The following is a 22925-nucleotide window of genomic DNA, read 5'->3' as shown; positions in this document are numbered from 1 at the left end:
ACCAATTTCTGATTCTTATTAAGAATACCCTATTCTAAGCTAAAACAGTTATCAATTCCTGACTATTACTTATGTACTTTGGTGTTTTTTCTATAATATCCACATAATCAGAATAATTAGTAACAACTACTGGTGTTTCTAAGCAATATCCTTCTTTTAATATATTTTCTATATCAAAAGTTATTAAAGTTTGACCTTTTTGAATCTTATCACCTTGCTTAACAAAAGATTCAAAGAATTTACCTTCTAATTGAACAGTATTTAACCCTATATGTATCAATAACTCACATCCATTATCAGATATTATTCCGATTGCATGTTTTGTTGGAAATAAAGTCATTATAGTCCCATCAAATGGTGCTACAACCTTTCCCTCTTTAGGAACTATAGCTACACCCTTACCTAATACACCTGTTGAAAATGCTGAATCTTTAACTTGTTCCAAAGCTTTTACTTCACCTTTTATTGGACTATATATTACTTCTCTTTTAGTATTTTCTACCATTTTTTGTCTATTATCATTTTTAGAGTCTTCTACCACAGTATCATCTTTCCAGAAGAAGAATGTTAATACAAATCCTACTACAGTTGCTACTATTGCTGCTATTATTGATACATAAACGCCTGTCATATCTCCAGTTGTTGGATTTATATAATTAGGTATGCCAAATATTCCAAGTCCACCCATTACATAACCTTTGACATTCATTATTCCCATTACAGCTCCTGCTGCTGCACCACCTATACAACTATATATGAATGGTGTTTTTCTTGGTAAAGTTATTCCGTATATTGCAGGTTCCGTTACACCACATATACCTGAAATAACTGCAGGTACACATAACTCTTTTATTTTCTTGTCTTTTAATTTAAAGTACATTGCTGCAACTACTGCTGTTTGTGCAAAAGATGGTGCAAATGCTCCAACTAATATTGTGTCAGACCCCATAGTCATAAGGTTTGAAATAGCTATTGGTACTAGTCCCCAATGTAGCCCAAATATTACAAGCACTTGCCACAATAAACCAGTTAATACGCCACATAAAACTGATGAGAAATTAAATAAAGCTAAAAATCCATTTCCAACTATATTGGAAGCATACGTTGCTATAGGACCTATAACCATAAATCCTACTGGTAAAGAAACTAATAAAACTGCCATTGGTACAAAGAAATTCTTTACTACATCTGGTATTATTTTAGCAAACACTTTTTCTAACTTAGCTGCTAATAATACTATTAAAATTACTGGAACTACTGTTGAAGTGTAGTTCATTGCTATTACTGGTAATCCTAAGAAAGTTATATATACTGGTGATTCAAATATTGTTCCAGCAAATAGATTATATAAAGGTTGACTTGTAGATGCTAAAGTATCTAATTGAATACCTGAATAGCATAAAACTGCACCTATAAGCATACCAATAAATGGTTTTAATTTGAATTTCTTAGCAGCTGTATATCCAAGAATTATCGGCATATACTGGAACATTGCATCTCCAATTGCATTTAGCATAATATATGCTCCATCAGCTTCTCTATATAAACCCAATGCTGTAAATACTGCGTTGAATCCTTTTATCATACCAGCAGCACACAGTACTCCTAATATTGGTTGAAAAACTCCTGATATTATGTCTATAAACTTATTAAGTAATCCTTTTGGTGCATCTGAATCTGAATTGTCTATTGTATCCCCTCCTAATCCAGCCAAATCACACACAACTGCATAAACATCTGGAACATGGTTACCAATAACTACTTGATATTGTCCTCCACTTTTCATTACAGTAACTATACCATCCATTTTTTTTAGTACATCATCATTTGCTATTGACTCGTCTTTTAACTTAAAACGTAATCTCGTTATACAGTGAGACAAACTACTAATATTCTCCTTCCCACCTACATTAGCAATAATGTCTTTTGATAATTGCTCATACTTTCTCATTTTTTCTCCTCCATTTTCTTTTTGAAATATGAAGGTTTGGCCAACTTAATGTCACCACCCAATATATATAAACCTAATTATTAGGATTTATATCTTACTTAATACTTTTGCTTACTACTCTTTCAACATGAATAGTTAAGTATAATTTTTCTTCATCTGTTAAATTATAATTGTATTTTTTATGTGTAAATTCATCTAATTTTTCTATACATTTATAAGCATTTTTATATTTTACTTTTATTACTTCTAATAAATCATCTTCATTATTTTCATATGATTTATTACTAATAAGCCTTTCTGCAAAATACTTTAGGTGAGTAATAAATCTATAATAATAAACTGAATCTTCATTAAATACTATTCTATAGTGGTATTTAACCACATTTGTAATTTCTTGTATCATTTGTGTAATTTCATATATGACTTTTATATTTTGATCCATTTGTGCATTAACTATATGTAGTGCTATGAATCCAGCTTCATCTTCTGGCAATCTAATCTCAAACTTTTCTTCTATGTAATCCAAAGCTTCTAATCCTATTTTAAATTCGCTTTGATAAAATCTTTTTATATCCCAAAGTAGTGCATTCTTTACATTTACTCCTTCACGAACCCTTTCTATTGCTGTATATATATGGTCAGTTAAAGAGATATAAATACTATCATTTAATCTCTTCCCTAATTTTTCTTTAGCTTGTAAAATTATTTCATCTGATAATTCCATATACCTCATAGGAATATCTGCTATTAATTCTTTAAATTTATCAGACATATTTGGGTCTGAAAGTTTGAATACCTTATCAACCTTATCCTTTGATATGTGGTCACCTGTACGTTTCTTATATGCTAAACCTCTTCCCATAACTACTATTTCTTTATCATTTTCATCCGTTGTAATAATTACATTGTTATTGAGTATTTTTTCAATAACCATTGTGATTCCCCCTTTCTTAATACTAAGTTAAAGTAAATATTTTTAATTATTAAGAATATTTTGAATATAATTTATTGCATTAAAAAAACCTATTTATTACACATTAAATAGATTCCCATGAATCCTGAGTAATAAATAGGTTTAGCTTGTACTTAAACAATCACTATCCGTTTATATTTTATTTTAATTATTATTTATTATATGTTAGCAAATTTATTTTTTAATGTCAACTTTTTCTAAATATTTTAATGTTGAATAAACTATATAAATTATATTAATAAAATATTGTTTTATCAAAAGACAAATAAAACAAAAAAGGTATTACCAATTTCATGGAAATACCTTTTGTTTTTAATTTAATATTAATTTAAATGATTTTTCTTAATCTCATCAAGTAGCCCATCTTCCAAATAGATTTCTAATGCACACCCTACCATTGCCTTTACTGATTTGTGAAGTTTATCATAAGCTTCCTCAGAATTTGCATAATTTAGAAACTCTTTTTCATGAACATATACCATTGGATTTATATCCAAAGCTATTTCTGTATACATAGTAGGACAAACTTGACTTACATTACCTATATCTGTAGAACCTACTGGACCATCTTTACCTTCTAATATATCTGTTATACCTGCCTCAATCAAATTATTTTTTGTTATCTTTTGAAGTACTTTGTTATTTATTATATTATCAAAAGAATTTTCAAAATATCTATAAGAAAGCTTAGCCCCTGTCATTAACTCTGCACCTTTTGCACAGTTTATAACTTTTTTAGTTACTTCATCTAAATAACTTCTTTCAGCTGCTCTTACAAAAAACTTACAAGCTGCTTTTTCTGGAACTATGTTTGGAGCTTCTCCTCCATTTGAAACTATCCCATGTATTCTAACATCTGATTTTACATGTTGTCTTAGTGCATTTATACCAGCAAAGGTAAGTTGTACTGCATCCAGTGCATTAACTCCCATATGAGGATGACTAGCTGCATGTGCTGATATCCCTTCAAAACTAAATTCTAATGAGTCTATTGCCAAAGCTTTACAGTTTATATTGTTAAAAGCTTCTATATGCATTTGATAACTTACATCAATATCATCAAAAGCTCCTGCCTTAACTAAATCACATTTACCTCCTGTTGTTTCTTCAGCTGGTGTTCCTATTAATACAATTTTTCCTTTAAAACTTTCTTTTAACTTACTTAATACTATACAAGCTCCTAGTGTAGATGCTGCAATCCAGTTGTGTCCACAAGCATGAGCTGGTTCTTTATTTTCTCCATATCCTGGAAGTGCATCATACTCAGCCAAAAATGCTATAGTTGGACCATCATCATCCCCTAATTCAGCTCTGAAAGCAGTCTCCATATTGCAGTATGGATAAGTTATATCAAATCCATATTCCTTCATTTTATCTACTAAGTATTTTGATGATATATATTCTTCTTCTCCTAATTCTGGGTTATTGAATATAAAATCACATACTTCTTCAATTTCTTTTCCAAGTTCATTCTCTATCTCATAAGCTCTTTTCTTTATACTCTCTATCATGACTTACCTCCTATTAGAATCCTAGAAATAATCCTATTGTCAAAAATACCATTACAAGAATTGTTAATACTACCATTAAAGGAATTACAAATCTAACCCATTTTGACCAAGGAATATTAGCTACTGCTAATGCTCCCATTAAAACACCTGATGTAGGTGTTATTAAATTAGTTACACCTATACCAAATTGATAGGCTGTAACTATCATTTGTCTAGATACATCTACTAAGTCCCCAAGTGGTGCAAGTACAGGTATTGTAAGTGATGCAAGTCCTGACGCTGATGGTATCAAAAATGCTATTAAACCTTCTATTAAGAAAGTTAAATTTATAAAGATAGTTTTTGGTAATCCATTTAATAAATTTGCTGCAGAATTTAAAATTGTATCTATTATAAATCCATTTTCTGCTATTATTACGATTCCACGTGCAAATGCTATACATAACCCTGCTGTCATTAAATCTCCTGCTCCGCTTATGAATGAATTAACTATGTCATCTTGTTTAAGCCCTGATGCTATACCTGATATTATGCCTATAGCCGTAAATATCATTGCAATTTCAGTTATATACCATCCTAGCTTTAAAACTCCATATATCATAATCGCCATACCTATTGTAAAAATTGCTATTACCATGGCTTCTCTTTTTGTAAATTCTTTTATGTTTGTATCAGTATTAACCATTGATTCTTGATTTAATGATATACCATGTACTAAAGACTTTTTAGGGTCTTTTTTAACTTTATTGGCATACATCATAACAAATCCTATAGATATAGCCATATATATTATAAACATAACAACTCTAAATTCTATCCCAGAACCTGGTGTTATTTGTGACAATGCTTGTGCTATTCCTACAGAGAAAGGATTAGTTGTAGCTGCTCCAAATCCAGCCGTTGCTCCTATAAACACTGTTGCCACTGCTGTTAATGAATCATATCCCATACTGGTCATAAGTGGAATAAATATCATATAAAAAGGTAGTGTTTCTTCACTCATTCCAAATGTTGTTCCACCTAGTCCAAATAGAATCATTGAGATAGGTATTATTAAAAATTGAAACCTCTTCATTTTATTGACAGTGTGGGCTATAACAGCTTCTATAGCTCCTGTTTTATTAACTATTCCAAAAGCTCCTCCAACTATTAAAACAAATCCAACTACTTCAGCCGCATCTATAAATCCATTTATAGGTGCCGTAAATACATCAGTAATCCCTTGTGGATTTGATGATGCTTTTTCATAAGTTCCAGCCACAACAACTGATCTTCCGTCTATATCTACCCTTTCAAAATTTCCACTTGGTACTATCCAAGTAAGAACTGCCATTACTACTATTAGTAAAAATATTATAGTAAGTGTCTGCGGCATAGTAAACTTTTTCTTTTTTAAACTGCTCATTTTTAATCTCCCCACTTTTTAAATTAAAATATTTTATTATTGCATCCCTTTTCTACCCTATTTTGTCTAGATGTAAAAAAGCTCAACATGGATACATGTTGAGCTAAATGTGCTAAATACAACATACCTGCATCTTCCCTTTATCTTGTTTAAGATAGCTCTCCATCAAAATTTGGGATAATTTTGATGACAGTACTGTACCTATTAAATACAGTCCCAGCACTAGCTTTGGACACTAGCACTTCGGCACTCACTCCTTTTATATTGCTTCATTGGCTTCCAACCTCTTCAATATTAATCTTAGTAAATGCAACCTCTACCTCAATCTTTTTATTAGATGAGGTAATTCTTATTAAGTTTTATTTATCGTAAGTAATTGTAGCATAATATGTCGAGATTGTAAATATTTTCAGTATAATAATTCTTGCTTTATGATATCATTCTACTATTCGCAAATAATCTTTTCCTCCACATGATTTAAGGAATATAGTATATTTTGAATACACACAAGTTTTCTAGAGATTTAAAATTATTATAATGCTCTTATAATAAAAAATAAAAGCCATGTAAACTCATCTAATTTACATAGCTTTATATATATTAATCTACACCCAATACAGCTTTGAGTTTTGATGCTATTGTAATAACTCTTGGTCCAAATATAACTTGAACTGAATTTTTCTTTTTAACAACTCCACTTGCACCTAATTCATTTACCCAGAAACTGTCTTCATAGAATCCATCAATTGAATTTAACTCTACTCTAAGTCTAGTCGCACAGTTTGTAATATTTTTTATATTACTACTTCCTCCTAAACCTTCTATTATATAGTGTACAAGTTCTGAATCTTTATCACCTACTTCATCTTCTACTACATTGTTTTCTACTACTTTAACATCACCTACAGACTGTCTTTCTCTATATTCTTTCTTACTATAAAGCTTAACTTCTTCTGAGCTTCTTCCTGGTGTCTTTATATCAAACTTCTTAATTGCCCATGTGAATATTATATAAGTAACTATAAAGAATATTGGTATTAAAAATAATAAAGGTAATGCATCTACCTTTTGAGGTTGTAATAAATTAGGGAACATATTTCTAAATGATTCTCCCATTATAGAAACATTAAACATTTCTGTGAATACATATGTCAACCCTGCTAGTGGTACATATGCTGCAAAGTATAATAATGGTGCAACAAATAAGAATGTATACTCTATTGGCTCCGTTACCCCTACCAACATGGCTGTTACTATTGCTGGTATCAATATACTTATTGCTTTTTTCTTATTAACATTGTCAGCCAACTTATACATAGCTAAAGCTGCTGCTGGCAATATTGCAAAATGTATTAATAAACGTCCTGTTGTAAAGTTACGAGTGATATAAGATAGTGTATCTGGGTCTCCCATTTGAGCTAATCTTATATTGTTAACACCTTCGTAAATTGCTCCACCTACTTCCATTGTTCCACCTACTCTTGTATATTCTATAGGAAATGCAATTAAGTGATGTATACCAAATGGTAATAATGCTTTATCCATTGCTCCAAAAGTAAATGTTCCTAATAATCCACTCGAACCTATCCAATTACCAAGTTTAGATAATGCTAACCCTACTGGTGGCCATATGAAGTACATTGCTGTACCCAATACTATTGATGCTATAAACATTATAATCATTGAAAATCTTGGCCCTGAGAAAAAAGATAATGCACTAGGAAGTTCTATGTCAACAAATTTGTTATGTACTGCACTAGCTACAAATCCAGCTATTATAGCTCCAAATATACTACAATCATATGAAAATATTCCTAAGAAAGAACCATATAAGGAACTTCGACTATATGCTTCTGCCTCACCTAATCCAGATGCCATAAACGCTTCTGCTGTAACTGTATCTGAATTTATACCATTTGCTACTAGTAATGTACTTATAACTGTGTGCATTCCTATGAATAAAACAATTCCTCCTAATGCCCCCCATCCTTTTTCCTTTTTAGATAAGCCAAAGGCTATACCAGTAACAAAGAATATTGGTAAGTATCTCATTACCATAAATCCTAGGTCATTTATTACTTTAAAGAATACATTTATGAATGACCCTTCTTTTATTAACCCGCTAAGCCCTAATGCAGAAACGTTTTCCATATTTGCAAAAGCTGACCCTAATCCTATAAATACTCCTGCTACAACAAGTAATATAACAGGAATCATCATTGCTCCAGAAAGTACTTGTAATTTATCCTTCATAGTATTATTTCCTCCATTTTTATTGAAATGCTAGGCTATATAATGCATATATATAAACTTCTATCGCTTTATATAATGTGTCTATACTTATATTTTCATTTGCCTGATGTGAATTTGGACTATCTCCATCTATTGTAGGTCCAAATGCAACTCCATTTTCTAATACCCTTGCATAAGATGCAGCTCCTTTTGTAAAAAGTTCTGCTTCTTTTCCAAAACCTTGTTTATATGCACTTGATAATTTCTTTATTAATTCACTATCTGGTTCTACATACAATAGTTTTAAATCCTTATATATCTCAATTATTAAATTTTCTTTTTTCTCAATTTCATTAATTCTATTAGTTATAAATTCCCAACTTATGCCCTTAGGATATCTAAAATCTATTTTCATATTCAACTCATTCTTTTCTAAGAAGATACTCATTATGCATATTGTAGAAACTCCCATATCTACATCTTCTTTATATAGCCCTAATTTTTTTCCATGATTATCATCTGTAAAGTATGAATTTAAAATATCTTTTATTATGATTCCTTTGACATTTAGCTCTTTGATTTTTTCTAAATCTTTTGCTAAATTAAATGCACAGTTATATGACCTGTGTGGGTTTCTTGATAAAGTTCTTTCTCCTAGATATCTTACTAATACTTTTTCTTCTTCTAGTTCTTCTATCTCTGTATAATAAGCTAATGATTTTACTAACTCTTTCTTGTCATTAGTTTTAAAAATAGCTTCAATTTTATCACATACAAATCCATCTTCTTTGTTTGACTTTATATCAACTAAATTGTGATTTCTAAATTTATCTTCATTTATTTCCTTTTTTATATTAAAGTACAAAATTCCCTTCTCTCCATTTACTATTGGGAAGTTTCCATCTGGAGAAAATGCAAATTTTGGTTGTTCATTGACACTAAAGTAATGTTCCATACATTCCCAAGTTGTCTCTTCAGCTCCACCTACTATCAATCTAATCTTTCTCTTTGGCTTTTCATTAAGTTCTCTTAAGAAAAGTAATGCATACAAAATTCCTATCAAAGGTCCTTTGTTATCATTAACTCCTCTTCCGTAGAGATAGTTATCTTTTTGACAGACTTTAAAAGGTTCACTCTTCCACAACTCTTTAGTATATATTGGTACCACATCTATATGATTAAGCACCCCCACTACTTCTTCACCTTCTCCATATTCTATATGGAGTGCATATCCGCCAAAATCTTTTACAACAAAATCCTTATCTTTTGCTATTTGAATAAGCTTATCAAAGGCATTTCTTATTTCTATTCCAAATGGTTGATTTATATCTTTTGTACTGTCATCTCTAATTGAAGGTATCTCAACTAAATTTTTAATATCATTTATGATATTTTTTTGATTGGATTTTAAATAATCAATAATTAGCTCTTTATTTACTATCATCTTAATTATTTATCACCCCTTTATATTAGTTTTACAAAGCATTTCAGTTCATATCTACATTATAAATTTTGAATATTATTTTTACAATATTTCAAATACTTCTCTAAATTACCATAATGATATGGTAAATAGTCAACAGATTACGACAAAATTATACTTTACCAATTATTAATATTTTAGTTTATCTATTTCATCTAAATCCAATGTACTTTTATTCTGATAAAATTCATCAAAAAAGATGTAGCATTGGCTACATCTTCTTGTATCTACTCAATTTCCATTATTACACTATTGGTGTCTACATTTCCAGGCTCTAGTCTATATTTTACTGTTCTCTTAACAGTATCAGCATCATCAATTATAACTACAGGAGTTATTATATTTAAATCATTTGATGTTATAAATTCTAAATCCACTTCCATTATTAAATCTTTAGCTTTTACCTTATCTCCTGCCTTTACCTTAACATCAAACGGCTTTCCTTCTAGTGACATTGTCTCTAAACCTACATGTATCAACATATTTGTGTTATCATTACTCTTAATCATTAATGCATGCTTTGTATCAAATACACTGACTATTTCACCATCAACAGGAGAATATAACTTACCTTCACTTGGTATTATGGCTACTCCATCTCCCATCATCTTTTGGGCAAAAACTGCATCTGGAACATCTTCTAAGTTAACTAAATTTCCCTTAAAAGGACTGTATATTTTCTCAATCTTATCTTCTTTTTTCTTAAATATATTAAACATAACTCACTCTCCACACTATAAAATTTTATGATAATACTTTTCTTAAAGCCTTTGCTACACCATTATTTACATTAGTATCAGTTACAAAATCTGCCTTAGACTTTACTTCATTTGTAGCGTTACCCATAGCAATACCAAGACCTGCAAATTCAATCATGGATATATCATTTTCATTATCACCTATACAAATAACTTCTTTGCTATCTATACCTAATATATCACAAAATTTTTTAACTGCAATACCTTTTGAAGTACCTTTACTCATAACTTCAAAATTTATCTTTCCAGAACTTACTACTTCTAAATCTTCTTGTTTTTTAAACTCTTTTTTTGCTTCTCTTAAAGACTCCAAATTTTCTGAGAAGAGTATACACTTTAAAATGTCATTTCCAGATTTTTCTAATAAGGTTTCACAACTTGCATTTTCTATTATCTCGATTCTATCTTCTTCTTTATTTTTACTATTTACTAGTCTGTATGGATGTTCTTGTCCTATTTCATTGTTGGCTATAATTCTTTTGCATCCCTTAAAATGTCTATTTAAATTATACTTTTCACCTATTGTATATATCTTCTTTAGTATATCTTTACTTAAAACTTTCTTATACTCGTATCCTAATAAGTTAAAATATGTCCCATTAGTTGATATAATATATATATCATCGCCTAATACACTTGTAAAATATTTCATGGCATTATAAGGTCTTCCTGTGACTAAGGCTACCTTAATCCCCTTTTCCATAGCTTCTTTTAATGCTTTAATATTTTCTTCTGATATTTCAAATCCTTTACCCATTAAAGTGCCATCCATATCAGTACAAATTAATTTATATCTCATTTGTATCACATCCTAGTAAGATTTTTCTAATATTTCAACAAGGTCTTCCTTCTTTCCAAAAGGTAAAAATTCTAAAACTGGACAGCTTATTATTTCTTCTAATTGTTCTTTTGTTATATTAAACTCAGATAGTTTTGTCTTAAGACCTACACTCTTTAAAAACATTTTTATTTCATTTCCTAAAGCTTTAGCTGCTTCATTATCTTCTACTTTTTCTAATTCTCTGTTAAACATTCTCGCTACTTTAGCAAATTTCTCTACATTGTTTTCATAGAACTTTTCTGCAAATTTTGGGAACACTATAGCCAAAGCTTCACCATGAGGAATGTGTGTAACCCCACCTATTATTTCACTTAGTGGATGTGGTGCTGCTGCACCAGCATTTGCTAGTGAACTTCCTCCTAATGTATCTGCTACTGCTAATTTTGTTCTATAATCTACATTATTTTTTTCCTCCATTACCTTAGGTAGATAGTTAATGACTAATTCCATAGATTTTTCAGACATTATCTCTGTAAAATCATTAGCACTTGGATTTATGTAACTTTCAAATGCGTGAGTAAAGGCATCAAATGCTGTTGATGCAGTAATTCTCTCTGGCAGAGTTAACATAAGCTCTGGGTCTACTATACATTCTTTTGAGAAACAATTTTGATGGAATATTGTATTTTTTTCGATTCCTCTTGATATCACTGCTGCTTGTGTAACTTGACTTCCTGTTCCAGAGGTAGTTGATACAGCTATTAATGGTAATTCTTTTTCACTTACTTTGTCATATATTTTAAATGGATTTGTATATGTATTAAACATATAATCCCAATCTATTTTTTCCAGTCCAAAAGTCAAGGCTAATATTTTGGCAGTATCTATACTTGACCCTCCACCAACAGCTAAAACAACATCTACAGATTCCTTTTTTGCTAATTCAAATCCTTCATTTACTAGCTCTACAGTTGGGTTTGGCTCTACCTTATCAAAGTGTACAACTTCTATCCCCTTTCCTATTAAATCCAATGTAATTCTTTCATATAACTGGTCTAATGGCTCTACATTTGGAGTAGTAACTAACAAACATTTCTTTCCATATTTTCCTATTATACTAGGTAACTCACTTAAAGTTCCTTGTCCAAAATTTATTCTTGATGGTTGATAAAAGTTAATCATATTTTTCCTCCCTTAAATTATTGCCTTCATACTCAAATTATACCTATTACCAGATTTTTAAGGCAATACCTTAACTGTTAACTCTTATTCACTAAACTTTATGGCAATTAATAAACAATTAATGTTTCATTATTACCATATCATTATGTAAATTTTATTAAGTGCTTATAGGATAATTTTATAAACAATCTTATTGTATAATTAACTTAACGTTTTACAAATAAAAATTACAGAAGTACCCTAATATGAACCACATAGAATCTATCAATAAGGTTTATTAGGTCAAGGTATATCTACTGCTGTAGTAATGTTACTCTCTAATAAAATACATAATAGTAAAAATTGAGTATATACACTTTTTTATAATAAATAGCTTAAAGGAGAATTAAATTATGAAATATTTAATAGATAGTGCTAATCTTGATGAGATTCAAAAGTGTTTAAAATATGGATTTAAAGGAATAACAGCTAATCCATCTATGTATCTTAAAGAAAATGTAAACTTCTATAAATTTATTGAGGCATGTACTAATTTAAATCCGGAAATATTAACTGCTGAAGTTATAGGAAATAATTTATATGAATTACTTGAGTCTTGTGATAAGATATCAAATATAAACAAGAACACCATAATAAAAATAAATTTTTCTGAAGTTGGCTTAGAACTTATAAACATATTGAATAGTAAAGGCGTAAAAACTGCATGCACCCTAATTTTCAATGTAAATCAAGCATCATTGGCTATAAACGCAGGTGCTGATTACCTATTCCCTTTTATAGGTAGAAATGATGAAAATGGATATGATGGTATAAAAAACCTTACAGAAATATGTGACCTTATATCAATAAATGGATATAATACTAAAGTTATTGCAGCTTCTATTAAAAATGTATTCCACTTAACTCAAGCATCTCTTTGTGGATGTGATTATGCAGCTGTAACATATGACTTATTTAAAAAAGCTTCTTTTAACCAGCTTACAGTAGACGGTGCCAATACTTTTGAAAAAGATTGGTCCAAAGTTAATAAATAGCAATTAAGATTTAGGAGGGTTTGCATTGAACAAAAGACTATTAGATATTGCTGAATTATTGCTAAATAGTTCAGACTACATTACTGTAGATGCTATTGCCGAAGAATTAAATGTTAGTAATAAAACTATTCGTAATGACCTTGTTATTTTAGATGAATGGCTTTTAGAGTTTAATTTATCTCTAGATAAAAAAACTGGTTCAGGAGTTATTATTCTAGGTAATGAAGATATAAAACTTAAAGTTATTAGAGATATCAATGATAAATCAAATTGTATATATGCATACTCTCCTGAAGACAGAAAAAGATATATTTTAAGTAAATTATTTATTAAAAATTCTAAGTTTAGGATTCGTGACATTTGCAATGAACTACATGTTAGCAGAGCTACTGTTCATAAAGACTTGGTAGTTATTCAAAATTTTTTGCAAAGCTTTAAAGTGACACTAGTTAGAAAAACCAACAATGGTGTATATCTAGAAGGCAAAGAAAAAGATATTAGAAAAGCAATTTTTGAGCTTGCTACTGTTAATAAAAGTTATACTGAACTTAAAGAAATATTATTCTCGAAATTTAATGAATGTAAAGATACACCTTCAACAAAAATATTTAAGGAGTTATTCAACTATGATTTTGAGAAATTATCCCAAATTACTCTACACACTTTACAAGTAGAAAAAAGCAATCTTAGTGATGAGTATTATATAAACTTCTTAATACATATAGCTATATGTATTAAGAGAATTTCAATTAATAGATATATTAACTTATCTGAAAGTTTCTTTAGAGAATTATTAGAACATGAATGCTTTGAAAAATCAAAAACTTTATGCTCCAACCTAAGTGAAGCTTTTGATGTAGAATTTATTGATGAAGAGGTTTGTTATATCCTCCTTCATATAGAAGGATTACTTAAGTCAATAAAGAAACCTACTATTCTTGAGCCTCTTAGAAATGAAGAAATTACAGAGTATAATCTATCTGAAGCAATAGCTACCCATTGGGGAGATATATTAAATTTAAACTTAAAAGACGATTTAATATTAATAAAATCTCTTGCTAATCACCTTAAGTCAGTTCTACACAGAATAAATTATGGGTTTACTATTACAAATCCCATATTAAATGATATAAAGAGAACATTTCCTTATACGTATAAGGCTGCTAAAGAGTCTAATACTGTTATTAAACAGTTGATGAGTTATGAAGTTAATGAAGACGAAATAGGATATCTTGCTTTATATTTAGTATCAGCAATAGATAGAAGCAAAGCTCCCCTAAATACTATTTTAATATGTCATTGCAGTGATGGTGTATCTAACTTACTAGTCCAAAAACTAGGTTTTGAGTTTAATCAGATTAATATAGTTAAATCTATACCTCTATCTTCTATTTCATTTACAAACTTTGACGATGTGGACTTAATACTAACTACTGCTCCTGTAGACTTTGAACATAATGCTGAGCTGATAAATATAAATGCTCTTTTAAGTAAGAATGATATTTCTAGGCTTAGTACAATTATAAAAAAACTATATTCTGAAAAAAATAAAATATTATCTTACAAATAAACAAACAATAAGGCTGTCTCAAAATAGAGATAAGCCTCTTTTTTATTGTTGAACTGGTGAAAATATATTTGATTTCATAGAAAAAAGTGCCTCATGAACTAAAAAATTCATTTTGAGACACCTTTATTTTTTACATTTAACCTTTTTATTTAAACTTTTATATTTAAAGTAAATTTTATTATTTTTATTGAGTGCAAGCACTATTTATATTATTAATTTCTTCATTATTCTTACCAAACTTTGTAGTTACAAATCCTATTGTTTTTATTATGAGTAATAAAGATATCAATGAATATATAGATATCATAAAATTCTTACTTATTATTCCAGACGCTACTATTATAAATCCATCTAGCATAAATAATATAACTGGCAACTTCAGAAACTTAATTACCTTATTAATAAGCATTGCAACTAAATCAGTTCCACCAGTACTACAGCCCCTTATTATTGCTATCCCTATAGCAGTTCCCACCAATAGCCCACCTATCACTCCAGCTACTAATAGATTGTCAGTTATGTGAGTTTGTGGTATTACTTTTAAGAATAATGGACCCATAAGAGTTATATATAATGTTTTTATTCCAAAACCTTTCCCTAAAAATAATAATCCCATTACTAAAAGTGGCATAGATATTCCTAATGATATATTCTCAACAGGCATTGATAAGAATGTGCTAAGTACGACTGATAATCCTGTTATCCCTCCTGGAGCTAATGTATGTTCTGCAAAGAAAAAATTAACTGCTAATGCCATTAAAAATGCTGATATTGTTATCAGTAAATAATCTTTTATCATTTCTTTTTTCATTTAATAACCTCCAATGATTATATTATTTCAGTATAAAAAATCAATTAAATTAGTCTAACTTCCTATAGTTTTTCATAAAATTAATGCTTCCTTAAAAACATTAAGAAAGCATCTCTTTTATCCTAGTTTATTATCTTATTCTAAACCAAACTTTGTAGCTGCTTCATCTATAGCTTTTCTACAATTCTTAACCCCTGCTGTTATACCATCTTTATCCTTGAATATTGCTGATGATAATATTACAACATCTGGATTACATTCTATTAATGGCTCCATATTGTCTGCTCTTAGTCCACCATCTATTGCCAATTCACACTTAGGATTCTTTTCATCTATCATTTTTCTGGCTCTTTTAACTAAATCAACAGCACTCTTTCTCCATCCCCAGTTGTCTTTTCCGTCAGTTTCATCAACACCATGAACGACTATTTGCAATCTATCTATATCATATATAGCTTCATCAACAAAACATAGTGGTGTGTAACATCCAACTGTTAATCCTACTTTCATACCAAATTCTCTACAGTAATTTATTATGTATGCAAGAGGAGCTCCTAAGAAATGTTCAGCTGGTATTATCAACATGTTACATCCTGCTGCTGCTATTTTTTCTATAAATAATCTATCACAATCTCTTGTGTATATATGACATTCTATTGGTTTATCTGTTACTGGTCTTATTGCTTCTATTATTTGATGACCACCCATAAGTTGCATATTTTTTAAATCATGCATATCTGCTGCATCTGAATGTACGTAGTCTACACCTGCATCCATTGCTTCCTTAACTACGGCTGATATGTGACCGTAATTTACATGTGCCAATCCTGCTGCTATTTTTATGTGTTTCATATTTATGTACCTCCATATTTTACTTTAATTAGTATTAAATATTATTTTTTGATATTTTTTTAATATTTTTAATCTTGTGCTACTTTTGTTGATGTATGTATTTCTTATATGAACTTATTCTGCTTTTGTGAGCTGTGAACTTATTTTGCTTTGTAAATTAATATTACACTGATATATTTTTTTTCACAACACTTTGACTACTCCTTAAAAGTACCTTTATATTGTGGTAAATTATAGACATTAATTATGTATAAAAAGTTAGTTTTTTGCCACATTCTTATGGTATTTATTATCTATACTAGCTCAATTGATATAGCTAGTTCACTTAATATATAATCAGACTATAAATATAAATTTACTCAATAAAAAGTACCATTCATAACAATATTAATGAAAGGGAGATGTAAAATGAGAAACTGTATTATTGCCCAATCTGGAGGTCCTACAGCTGTTATCAATGCTTCTGCAATTGGTATTTATGAAAAAAATTTAGAAACTAAATACTTTGATAAAGTGTATTTTGGTATCAATGGGATTGAAGGTATATTAAACAAAAATATAATAGATTCAGACTCCTTAAACAAAGATAATGTATTGAATTTAAAGCAAACACCTTCGTCTGGTCTTGGTTCTTGTAGATACAAACTAGCTAATTATAAGATAAATTCTTATGATTATGATAGAGTTATAAATATACTAGATGAATACGAAATAGATACATTATTTTACATAGGCGGAAATGATTCTATGGATACAGTAATGAAATTTTCTCAATACTGCAAAAACACTACTTGTAAAATAAAATTTATAGGGATTCCTAAAACAATAGATAATGATTTATTAGGAACTGACAACTGTCCTGGATTTGGTTCTGCTGCAAAGCTTATTTCTACACTAATAATGGAAACTTACTTAGATTTTTCTATATATAAAAATAATGGAATATTCATAGTCGAAACTATGGGTAGAGATACTGGATGGTTAGCGGCTTCTTCTGCACTAGCTAGACTCAACGATAATCCACTAGTTGATTTAATCTACCTTCCAGAAATTGATTTCTATGAAGATAAGTTTATAGAAGATGTTAGAAAAATATTCAAAGAAAAAAATAAGGCTTATATAGTTGCATCAGAAGGTATAAGAGATAAATACGGAAACTTTATATATGAGCAAAAAACTTCTGTTCATGATAAATTCGGTCATTCTCAATTGGGTGGAGTAAGTAACTATCTAAAGAACCTTATAATATCATCATCAATTACAACAAGAGTAAAAACTTTAGAGCTTGGTGTAATACAAAGATGTGCTATGCACTTAGCTTCAGAGACTGATTTAAAACAAGCTGCTGAAGTTGGTGCATATGGACTAGAACTTTCTAAAAAAGGATATACAGGAGTTATGGCTATCATCAACAGAATATATAATACTCCTTATAAATATGAAGTTAGCCATACTGATATTTCTAAAATAGCTAACAAGACAAAGTATTTTCCTAAAGAGTGGATAAATGAAGAATGTAATTATGTGACTGATGAAGCTCTAGATTACCTATATCCACTTATTCAAGGTAACCCAGATATTAAATATAAAAATGGACTACCTTATTTTTCAATAATTTACTAGTAAATTATTATAATTTGATATACACTCAATTCTATAGCTCTTAAATACCTAAGTGGCTGTTAAATAAAATTATAAATTGTTATATGACAGTCACTTAATCGCTTAATTATTTAACTGTTTAGTTTTTAATTTTTTAATCTTTTTTAATACTAATACGATTTGTTGTAATAATGTCTCACACCCATTTTCATTTTGGATAGATTATAATTAGTTAGACAATAAATATTTTGTCATGATATTATTATATATAGTGATACAAATAGAAATACTTTTATCATGGCTAGAAAAACAAAGATTACACAAAGGATTTAAAAATCAAACAGCTTTAATTAAAATAAATGGTTAAGACAACTTCTAAATCAACTACATAAACAATAAAAGAACATAAAGTAGTTAAATCTACAATTATAAAATTAGTAAGACTATAATAACTTAAATAAAATTAAAATTAACAAATACTATTAAAGTTAGCAAATATTACTCTATTTAAATAATTATTTTTTATAAAGAGTTATTTATTTTAATTGAAATATGATTTTAACTAGCACAATAGATTAATGTAATATTTAATATAAAATAATTATAATAATTGAAAAGGAAGTAATCTATGATGAAAATAGCAGTCATAACAACCGAATTTTTAAAAGAGTTTGTAGATAATTCTATAAAAAAGTTAAATATTAATGCAGAAATTGAAATATATATCTATAGAGATTTTTCTCATGTCGGAGACTTATATTTAGAAATAGAAGATAGGTTTGATGGATTTGCAGTTAGTGGTCCTATCCCCAAAAAAGCTATTACAAAAAAGGCTGGAACTATTAAAAAACCTCTAGTTGATTTTGGTACTGACTTACAAAGTTACTATGATATGTTTCTAAAACTTATCTTTAAATACAATACATTAGATTTTTCTAGAGCATACTTTGACTTAACGGACTGGGCAGATAATCCAAAAGATATATCATATTATCTATCAAATGGCACATTTGGAGACTTAATGGATAGTATTGATAAAAATGCCTCTAAAATGAGTTTATCTGATATAGCAGAACTCGAAAAACATATTGCAAAAAAACATATTAATTTATGGAATGAAGGGAAAATCGATTTTTCTACTACCCGTTTCAGTAGTATTGTTCCTATGTTACAAGATGCAGGAGTAAATTTTCATTTCATATACCCTGACATAGATTTATTAAAAAATACTTTTAGTAACTTAATAAAAGATATTCATTTACATAGAATGAAGGGAAATCAACCAAGTGTAATATATATAACGGTTAAAGATACAAATTATGATGATTCTACTTTAGACCAAGTTTATAAAATATTAAATAGTATAAAAAAGAATAAATTGACCGATTTTATAATTGAAAGAAATAGCAGTTCTTTTAAAATTTTCACTAAATGTGAAACTATTAAATCATTAACTAAGAATTTTACTACATGTTATATAAAAGAATTTATTGAAAATAGCATAAATCTTAAGGTATGTGTTGGGTATGGAATTGGTAATGATATAAAACAAGCTATGTCTAGTGCTATAAGTGCTAATAAGGAATCTAAAATAAATCCTTTAAACTACAGTTTCTTAGTTAATGAAAATTATGAGACAATAGGACCTTTATTATGTGATAAGTTACTTACTGTTTCGAATAAGGTAACTCCACACATAAATACAATTGCTAAAAATTCTAAATTGTCTACTCTTACTATTCAAAAGATTATATCCGTTACTGAAATTCTACAAAGAGATGAAGTTACTCCTAAGGAATTATCTTCATGTTTAAATGTAACAGTAAGAACTGCCAATAGATTTCTAAGTAGTCTCTTAAAGTCTGGAAATGCTACTATATTATATGAAAAACAAAACTCAACAAAAGGTAGACCTGAAAGGGTGTACAAATTATTTATATCCGAAAATAAAGATTAAAATCTAGAATACATAAAAATATTTTATCATCTGACGTTAAGTAAAATTATATAATTTTTTAAAAGGTATATCTTGACAGTTGTTTTTAAGATATACCTTTTAAGATATTTAGCAATATTTTATGTTATTATCGACTAAAATTATTTTCTAACCATTTTACTGCACAATGAGCAAATAAAGCTGAACCGTAAACTAATCCCTCTTCATTAAAAATTGCCTTAGGATTATGCATTCCAAAATTATACCCCTGACTAATACTTCCCATTCCAATCCATAAAAACACTCCTGGCACCCTTAGTAAAATCTCTGAAAAATCTTCTGAACCCATTGCAGCTGGAAAGTCTATTACATTTTCATGCCCTATAACCTCTTTAACATAAGATACAATCTCATCTCCTACATCCAAATCATTTATAACTGCAGGAGTCCCCATTTTAAACTCTACTTTAGCATTTCCTCCAAATGATTTAGCTATTCCTGTAGATATTTCAATAATCCTATTTTTTAATTTCTCTCTAACAGATTGGTCAAATGTTCTTAAAGTTCCTGACATAGATGCTTTATTTGGTATAGCATTTGGTACGCTTCCTGCATTAAACATACCAATAGTTAAAACTACAGGCTCTTTCTGAGGTTTTTCTCTTGAAAGTATAGTGTTTAATGCTATTTGTATATGTGACATTATGTTTATTGGGTCCACTCCAAATTCAGGGCTTGCTCCATGAGTTGCTTTTCCTTCTACGATTATTTCAAATATATCTGCAGATGCCATAGCTGGGCCACGTGAGTAAGCCACTTGACCTGTGTTAAGAAATTTGCCCACCATACTGTGAAATGCCATAGCTGCATCGACCTGAGGATTTTCTAATATACCATCATCAATCATTGATTTTGCACCTCTGGTAGTCTCTTCATCTGGTTCAAATACAAACTTTACTCTACCTTTAAGTAAGTGCTTATTATCCATAAGTATTTTAGCTGCTCCTAAGAGCATTGCTGTGTGATTATCATGTCCACAACTATGAGATGCACCTTTATTCTTACTTTTAAAAGGTAAGTCCGTCTCCTCCATAATAGGAAGTGCATCCATATCTGCCCTTAATAGTAAGGTCTTTCCATCATTATTACTGTCTAAAACAGCTACTATTCCATTATTGGATGTTAATTCTGGAGAATATCCCATTTCTTCTAACATGCTGGTAACAAATGTAATTGTTCTTGGTAGATTGCAACCAGTTTCAGGATTTTCATGCAAATATCTTCTCCATCTAATAATTTCCCCTTCTATTGACTTTGCTTCTTTAAAAAAAATTTTCATATTCCTTCCTCCTAATCAGATAGCCAGCAAAATTTCACTTTCTTTTGCTAAGAAAATGATGCTGGCATAAAAATTATAATTTTATATATTAAACTTCATTTCTTTTTAAGGAGTTGGAATATCATCTGGAATAGGGCATTTGTATGTTTTACCATTCATAGATTTATCAAATTCTTCTTTTGCCTTTTTAGCTATCTCTGGATTATTCAGTATTTTAGCTCCAAACATAGCCATAATTTTTGCTGCATATATCATACCTTTTTCTCCTATAGAACTTCCTGCACAAGATGTAAACTGCCAACTATGACCTGGTGCACCTAGATTTGTACATCCTGTAAAAAAGTATGCTGTCGGAACTATATGCATTACATCCCCAATATCAGTAGAGCCATAACTATTAAAGTTTGTAACATTTCCTCCACCGTAATATAGATGAGTTCCTTCTGGTAAATTATATTTACTTATCATAGCCTTATATTGTTGTGGGCTTTGTCTATCTAACTCAGCTGCAAAGTCCAATTCCTCTTGAGTCCAAGGCTCTTGTTTAATCTCATTCATACATTCTGATACAAGATTTGCTAAAACATGATTATTTAAAGTGTTATAACATCCTCCTAAAAACTCTACTTCAACTTCTGTTTCAGTCATCATTGCAGCTCCTTTTGCTACCTTTACAAGTCTTTCATATGTACTTTCTACAGCTTCTCTACTTAAAGCTCTTGTATAATACCATACTGATGCTTTATCAGGAACTATATTGGGTGCTACTCCTCCATCTGTAATTGTATAATGAATCCTTACATCAGAAGTAACATGTTCTCTCAAATAATTAGCTCCCACATTAGTAAGTTCTACAGCATCTAGTGCACTTCTTCCATTTTGAGGGTCTGAACCTGCATGTGCAGTTTTCCCCTTAAAGTGAAATTTTACAGAATTAACAGCTGTTGAAATACCAATTGTAGCTTCACTAATTTTATTTGGATGAAAATTTATAGCTAAGTCTAGACCTTCAAATGCTCCACCTCTAGCCATAAATCCTTTGCCTGTTAATTGCTCTTCTCCCGGACATGCATAAAATACTATAGTCCCACTTAAGTTATTTTCTAGCATCTCTCTTTTAAGCCCTACTACTGCCCCTACATGTGCTGTGCATAATAAATTATGTCCACATCCATGGCCATAAGCTCCCAATTCAAATGCTTCTTTCTTTGTTGAAACTTTTTGATTTAAACCAGGTAATGCGTCAAATTCTCCCATAAAACCTATAACTGGCTTGCCTGACCCAAAACTAGCCTTAATAGCTGTAGCTAAACCTCCTACACCTACTTCCACATCAAATCCTTCACTTCTTAGAAAATTTGCTGTATTTTCACATGCTTTAAATTCTTTAAATGCTTTTTCTGGATTTTTCCATATTTTTTTACTTAAATCATCAAGTTTGAATCTTTTTTTATCTATCTCATTTATAGATATACTTCCTATCATTTCCTATTCCTCCTACAAGT

17 protein-coding genes and 1 riboswitch are annotated in these 22925 nt (G+C 29.5%); of the genes, 4 read left to right on the top strand and 13 right to left on the bottom strand.

Annotated elements, in window-relative coordinates; translation table 11 throughout:
- Positions 1–34: 34 nt before the first annotated feature.
- From KGF39_RS10370 to KGF39_RS10330, 9 genes are all read right to left on the bottom strand, one after another.
- Positions 35–1951 carry a beta-glucoside-specific PTS transporter subunit IIABC gene (locus KGF39_RS10370; RefSeq protein WP_227822251.1) on the bottom strand — a complete coding sequence of 639 codons (1917 nt, stop codon included), beginning with the start codon at positions 1949–1951 and terminating at the stop codon, positions 35–37.
- A gap of 94 nt (positions 1952–2045) precedes the next feature.
- Complete coding sequence (licT, locus tag KGF39_RS10365; protein WP_227822250.1) at positions 2046–2885, bottom strand: BglG family transcription antiterminator LicT; 840 nt, start codon at positions 2883–2885, stop codon at positions 2046–2048.
- 362 nt (positions 2886–3247) lie between these two features.
- The gene (locus KGF39_RS10360) at positions 3248–4435 is read right to left on the bottom strand and encodes a M20 family metallopeptidase (RefSeq protein ID WP_227822249.1); all 1188 of its coding nucleotides are present in this window, start codon (positions 4433–4435) and stop codon (positions 3248–3250) included.
- Between the two features lie 13 nt (positions 4436–4448).
- A complete protein-coding gene (locus tag KGF39_RS10355) occupies positions 4449–5840 on the bottom strand; it encodes a YfcC family protein (RefSeq protein ID WP_227822248.1) in 1392 nt (463 codons plus the stop codon).
- A 147-nt stretch (positions 5841–5987) separates the two neighbouring features.
- Positions 5988–6167: riboswitch (Lysine riboswitch) on the bottom strand.
- A 273-nt stretch (positions 6168–6440) separates the two neighbouring features.
- Positions 6441–8093, bottom strand: coding sequence for a PTS transporter subunit EIIC (locus KGF39_RS10350; RefSeq protein ID WP_227822247.1), 1653 nt, complete (start codon positions 8091–8093; stop codon positions 6441–6443).
- Positions 8094–8112: 19 nt separating this feature from the next.
- Positions 8113–9516: a Sapep family Mn(2+)-dependent dipeptidase gene (locus tag KGF39_RS10345; RefSeq protein ID WP_227822246.1), complete on the bottom strand. Its 1404-nt coding sequence runs from the start codon at positions 9514–9516 to the stop codon at positions 8113–8115.
- Between the two features lie 266 nt (positions 9517–9782).
- Positions 9783–10274 carry a PTS glucose transporter subunit IIA gene (locus KGF39_RS10340; protein WP_227822245.1) on the bottom strand — a complete coding sequence of 164 codons (492 nt, stop codon included), beginning with the start codon at positions 10272–10274 and terminating at the stop codon, positions 9783–9785.
- Positions 10275–10299: 25 nt separating this feature from the next.
- The gene (locus tag KGF39_RS10335; protein WP_227822244.1) at positions 10300–11112 is read right to left on the bottom strand and encodes a Cof-type HAD-IIB family hydrolase; all 813 of its coding nucleotides are present in this window, start codon (positions 11110–11112) and stop codon (positions 10300–10302) included.
- 12 nt (positions 11113–11124) lie between these two features.
- The gene (locus KGF39_RS10330; protein WP_227822243.1) at positions 11125–12276 is read right to left on the bottom strand and encodes an iron-containing alcohol dehydrogenase; all 1152 of its coding nucleotides are present in this window, start codon (positions 12274–12276) and stop codon (positions 11125–11127) included.
- A 392-nt stretch (positions 12277–12668) separates the two neighbouring features.
- Here KGF39_RS10330 and KGF39_RS10325 point away from each other — a divergent pair, with 392 nt between their 5' ends.
- Together KGF39_RS10325 and KGF39_RS10320 are read left to right on the top strand one after the other, a co-directional pair.
- The gene (locus tag KGF39_RS10325) at positions 12669–13310 is read left to right on the top strand and encodes a transaldolase family protein (protein WP_054275033.1); all 642 of its coding nucleotides are present in this window, start codon (positions 12669–12671) and stop codon (positions 13308–13310) included.
- Positions 13311–13335: 25 nt separating this feature from the next.
- Positions 13336–14880 (top strand): BglG family transcription antiterminator, encoded by a 1545-nt coding sequence (locus KGF39_RS10320; RefSeq protein WP_227822242.1) that lies wholly within the window; start codon positions 13336–13338, stop codon positions 14878–14880.
- A gap of 184 nt (positions 14881–15064) precedes the next feature.
- On the opposite strand, the gene KGF39_RS10315 is transcribed toward KGF39_RS10320, so the two are convergent.
- Both KGF39_RS10315 and KGF39_RS10310 read right to left on the bottom strand, forming a co-directional pair.
- Positions 15065–15691, bottom strand: a complete 627-nt coding sequence (locus tag KGF39_RS10315; protein WP_054275035.1) for a YitT family protein — start codon at positions 15689–15691, stop codon at positions 15065–15067.
- A gap of 135 nt (positions 15692–15826) precedes the next feature.
- On the bottom strand, positions 15827–16543 hold the full coding sequence (locus tag KGF39_RS10310) for a ribulose-phosphate 3-epimerase (protein ID WP_054275036.1): 717 nt from the start codon (positions 16541–16543) through the stop codon (positions 15827–15829).
- 408 nt (positions 16544–16951) lie between these two features.
- Between KGF39_RS10310 and KGF39_RS10305 the strand changes: the two genes are divergently transcribed.
- Positions 16952–18166: a 6-phosphofructokinase gene (locus KGF39_RS10305; RefSeq protein WP_227822241.1), complete on the top strand. Its 1215-nt coding sequence runs from the start codon at positions 16952–16954 to the stop codon at positions 18164–18166.
- 607 nt (positions 18167–18773) lie between these two features.
- Entirely contained in the window at positions 18774–20102 is a 1329-nt protein-coding gene (locus KGF39_RS10300) for a hypothetical protein (RefSeq protein ID WP_227822240.1), read from the top strand.
- Between the two features lie 127 nt (positions 20103–20229).
- On the opposite strand, the gene KGF39_RS10295 is transcribed toward KGF39_RS10300, so the two are convergent.
- Together KGF39_RS10295 and KGF39_RS10290 are read right to left on the bottom strand one after the other, a co-directional pair.
- A complete protein-coding gene (locus KGF39_RS10295) occupies positions 20230–21420 on the bottom strand; it encodes a M20 family metallopeptidase (protein WP_227822239.1) in 1191 nt (396 codons plus the stop codon).
- A gap of 105 nt (positions 21421–21525) precedes the next feature.
- A complete protein-coding gene (locus tag KGF39_RS10290) occupies positions 21526–22905 on the bottom strand; it encodes a M20 family metallopeptidase (RefSeq protein WP_227822238.1) in 1380 nt (459 codons plus the stop codon).
- Positions 22906–22925: the final 20 nt, after the last annotated feature.

Origin of the sequence: Clostridioides sp. ZZV14-6345 (assembly GCF_020657775.1) — a bacterium.
Classification (GTDB): Bacteria; Bacillota; Clostridia; order Peptostreptococcales; family Peptostreptococcaceae; genus Clostridioides; species Clostridioides difficile_D.
Note: the sequence above shows the minus strand (reverse complement) of the source record. Positions and strands in the feature narration are given on the sequence as shown.

Excerpts from the sequence above, each read along its gene's own strand:
- KGF39_RS10370 (WP_227822251.1), bottom strand. The coding sequence starts at position 1,951 with ATGAGAAAGTATGAGCAATTATCAAAAGACATTATTGCTAATGTAGGT.
- licT (WP_227822250.1), bottom strand. The coding sequence starts at position 2,885 with ATGGTTATTGAAAAAATACTCAATAACAATGTAATTATTACAACGGAT.
- KGF39_RS10360 (WP_227822249.1), bottom strand. The coding sequence starts at position 4,435 with ATGATAGAGAGTATAAAGAAAAGAGCTTATGAGATAGAGAATGAACTT.
- KGF39_RS10355 (WP_227822248.1), bottom strand. The coding sequence starts at position 5,840 with ATGAGCAGTTTAAAAAAGAAAAAGTTTACTATGCCGCAGACACTTACT.
- KGF39_RS10350 (WP_227822247.1), bottom strand. The coding sequence starts at position 8,093 with ATGAAGGATAAATTACAAGTACTTTCTGGAGCAATGATGATTCCTGTT.
- KGF39_RS10345 (WP_227822246.1), bottom strand. The coding sequence starts at position 9,516 with ATGATAGTAAATAAAGAGCTAATTATTGATTATTTAAAATCCAATCAA.
- KGF39_RS10340 (WP_227822245.1), bottom strand. The coding sequence starts at position 10,274 with ATGTTTAATATATTTAAGAAAAAAGAAGATAAGATTGAGAAAATATAC.
- KGF39_RS10335 (WP_227822244.1), bottom strand. The coding sequence starts at position 11,112 with ATGAGATATAAATTAATTTGTACTGATATGGATGGCACTTTAATGGGT.
- KGF39_RS10330 (WP_227822243.1), bottom strand. The coding sequence starts at position 12,276 with ATGATTAACTTTTATCAACCATCAAGAATAAATTTTGGACAAGGAACT.
- KGF39_RS10325 (WP_054275033.1), top strand. The coding sequence starts at position 12,669 with ATGAAATATTTAATAGATAGTGCTAATCTTGATGAGATTCAAAAGTGT.
- KGF39_RS10315 (WP_054275035.1), bottom strand. The coding sequence starts at position 15,691 with ATGAAAAAAGAAATGATAAAAGATTATTTACTGATAACAATATCAGCA.
- KGF39_RS10310 (WP_054275036.1), bottom strand. The coding sequence starts at position 16,543 with ATGAAACACATAAAAATAGCAGCAGGATTGGCACATGTAAATTACGGT.
- KGF39_RS10305 (WP_227822241.1), top strand. The coding sequence starts at position 16,952 with ATGAGAAACTGTATTATTGCCCAATCTGGAGGTCCTACAGCTGTTATC.
- KGF39_RS10300 (WP_227822240.1), top strand. The coding sequence starts at position 18,774 with ATGATGAAAATAGCAGTCATAACAACCGAATTTTTAAAAGAGTTTGTA.
- KGF39_RS10295 (WP_227822239.1), bottom strand. The coding sequence starts at position 21,420 with ATGAAAATTTTTTTTAAAGAAGCAAAGTCAATAGAAGGGGAAATTATT.
- KGF39_RS10290 (WP_227822238.1), bottom strand. The coding sequence starts at position 22,905 with ATGATAGGAAGTATATCTATAAATGAGATAGATAAAAAAAGATTCAAA.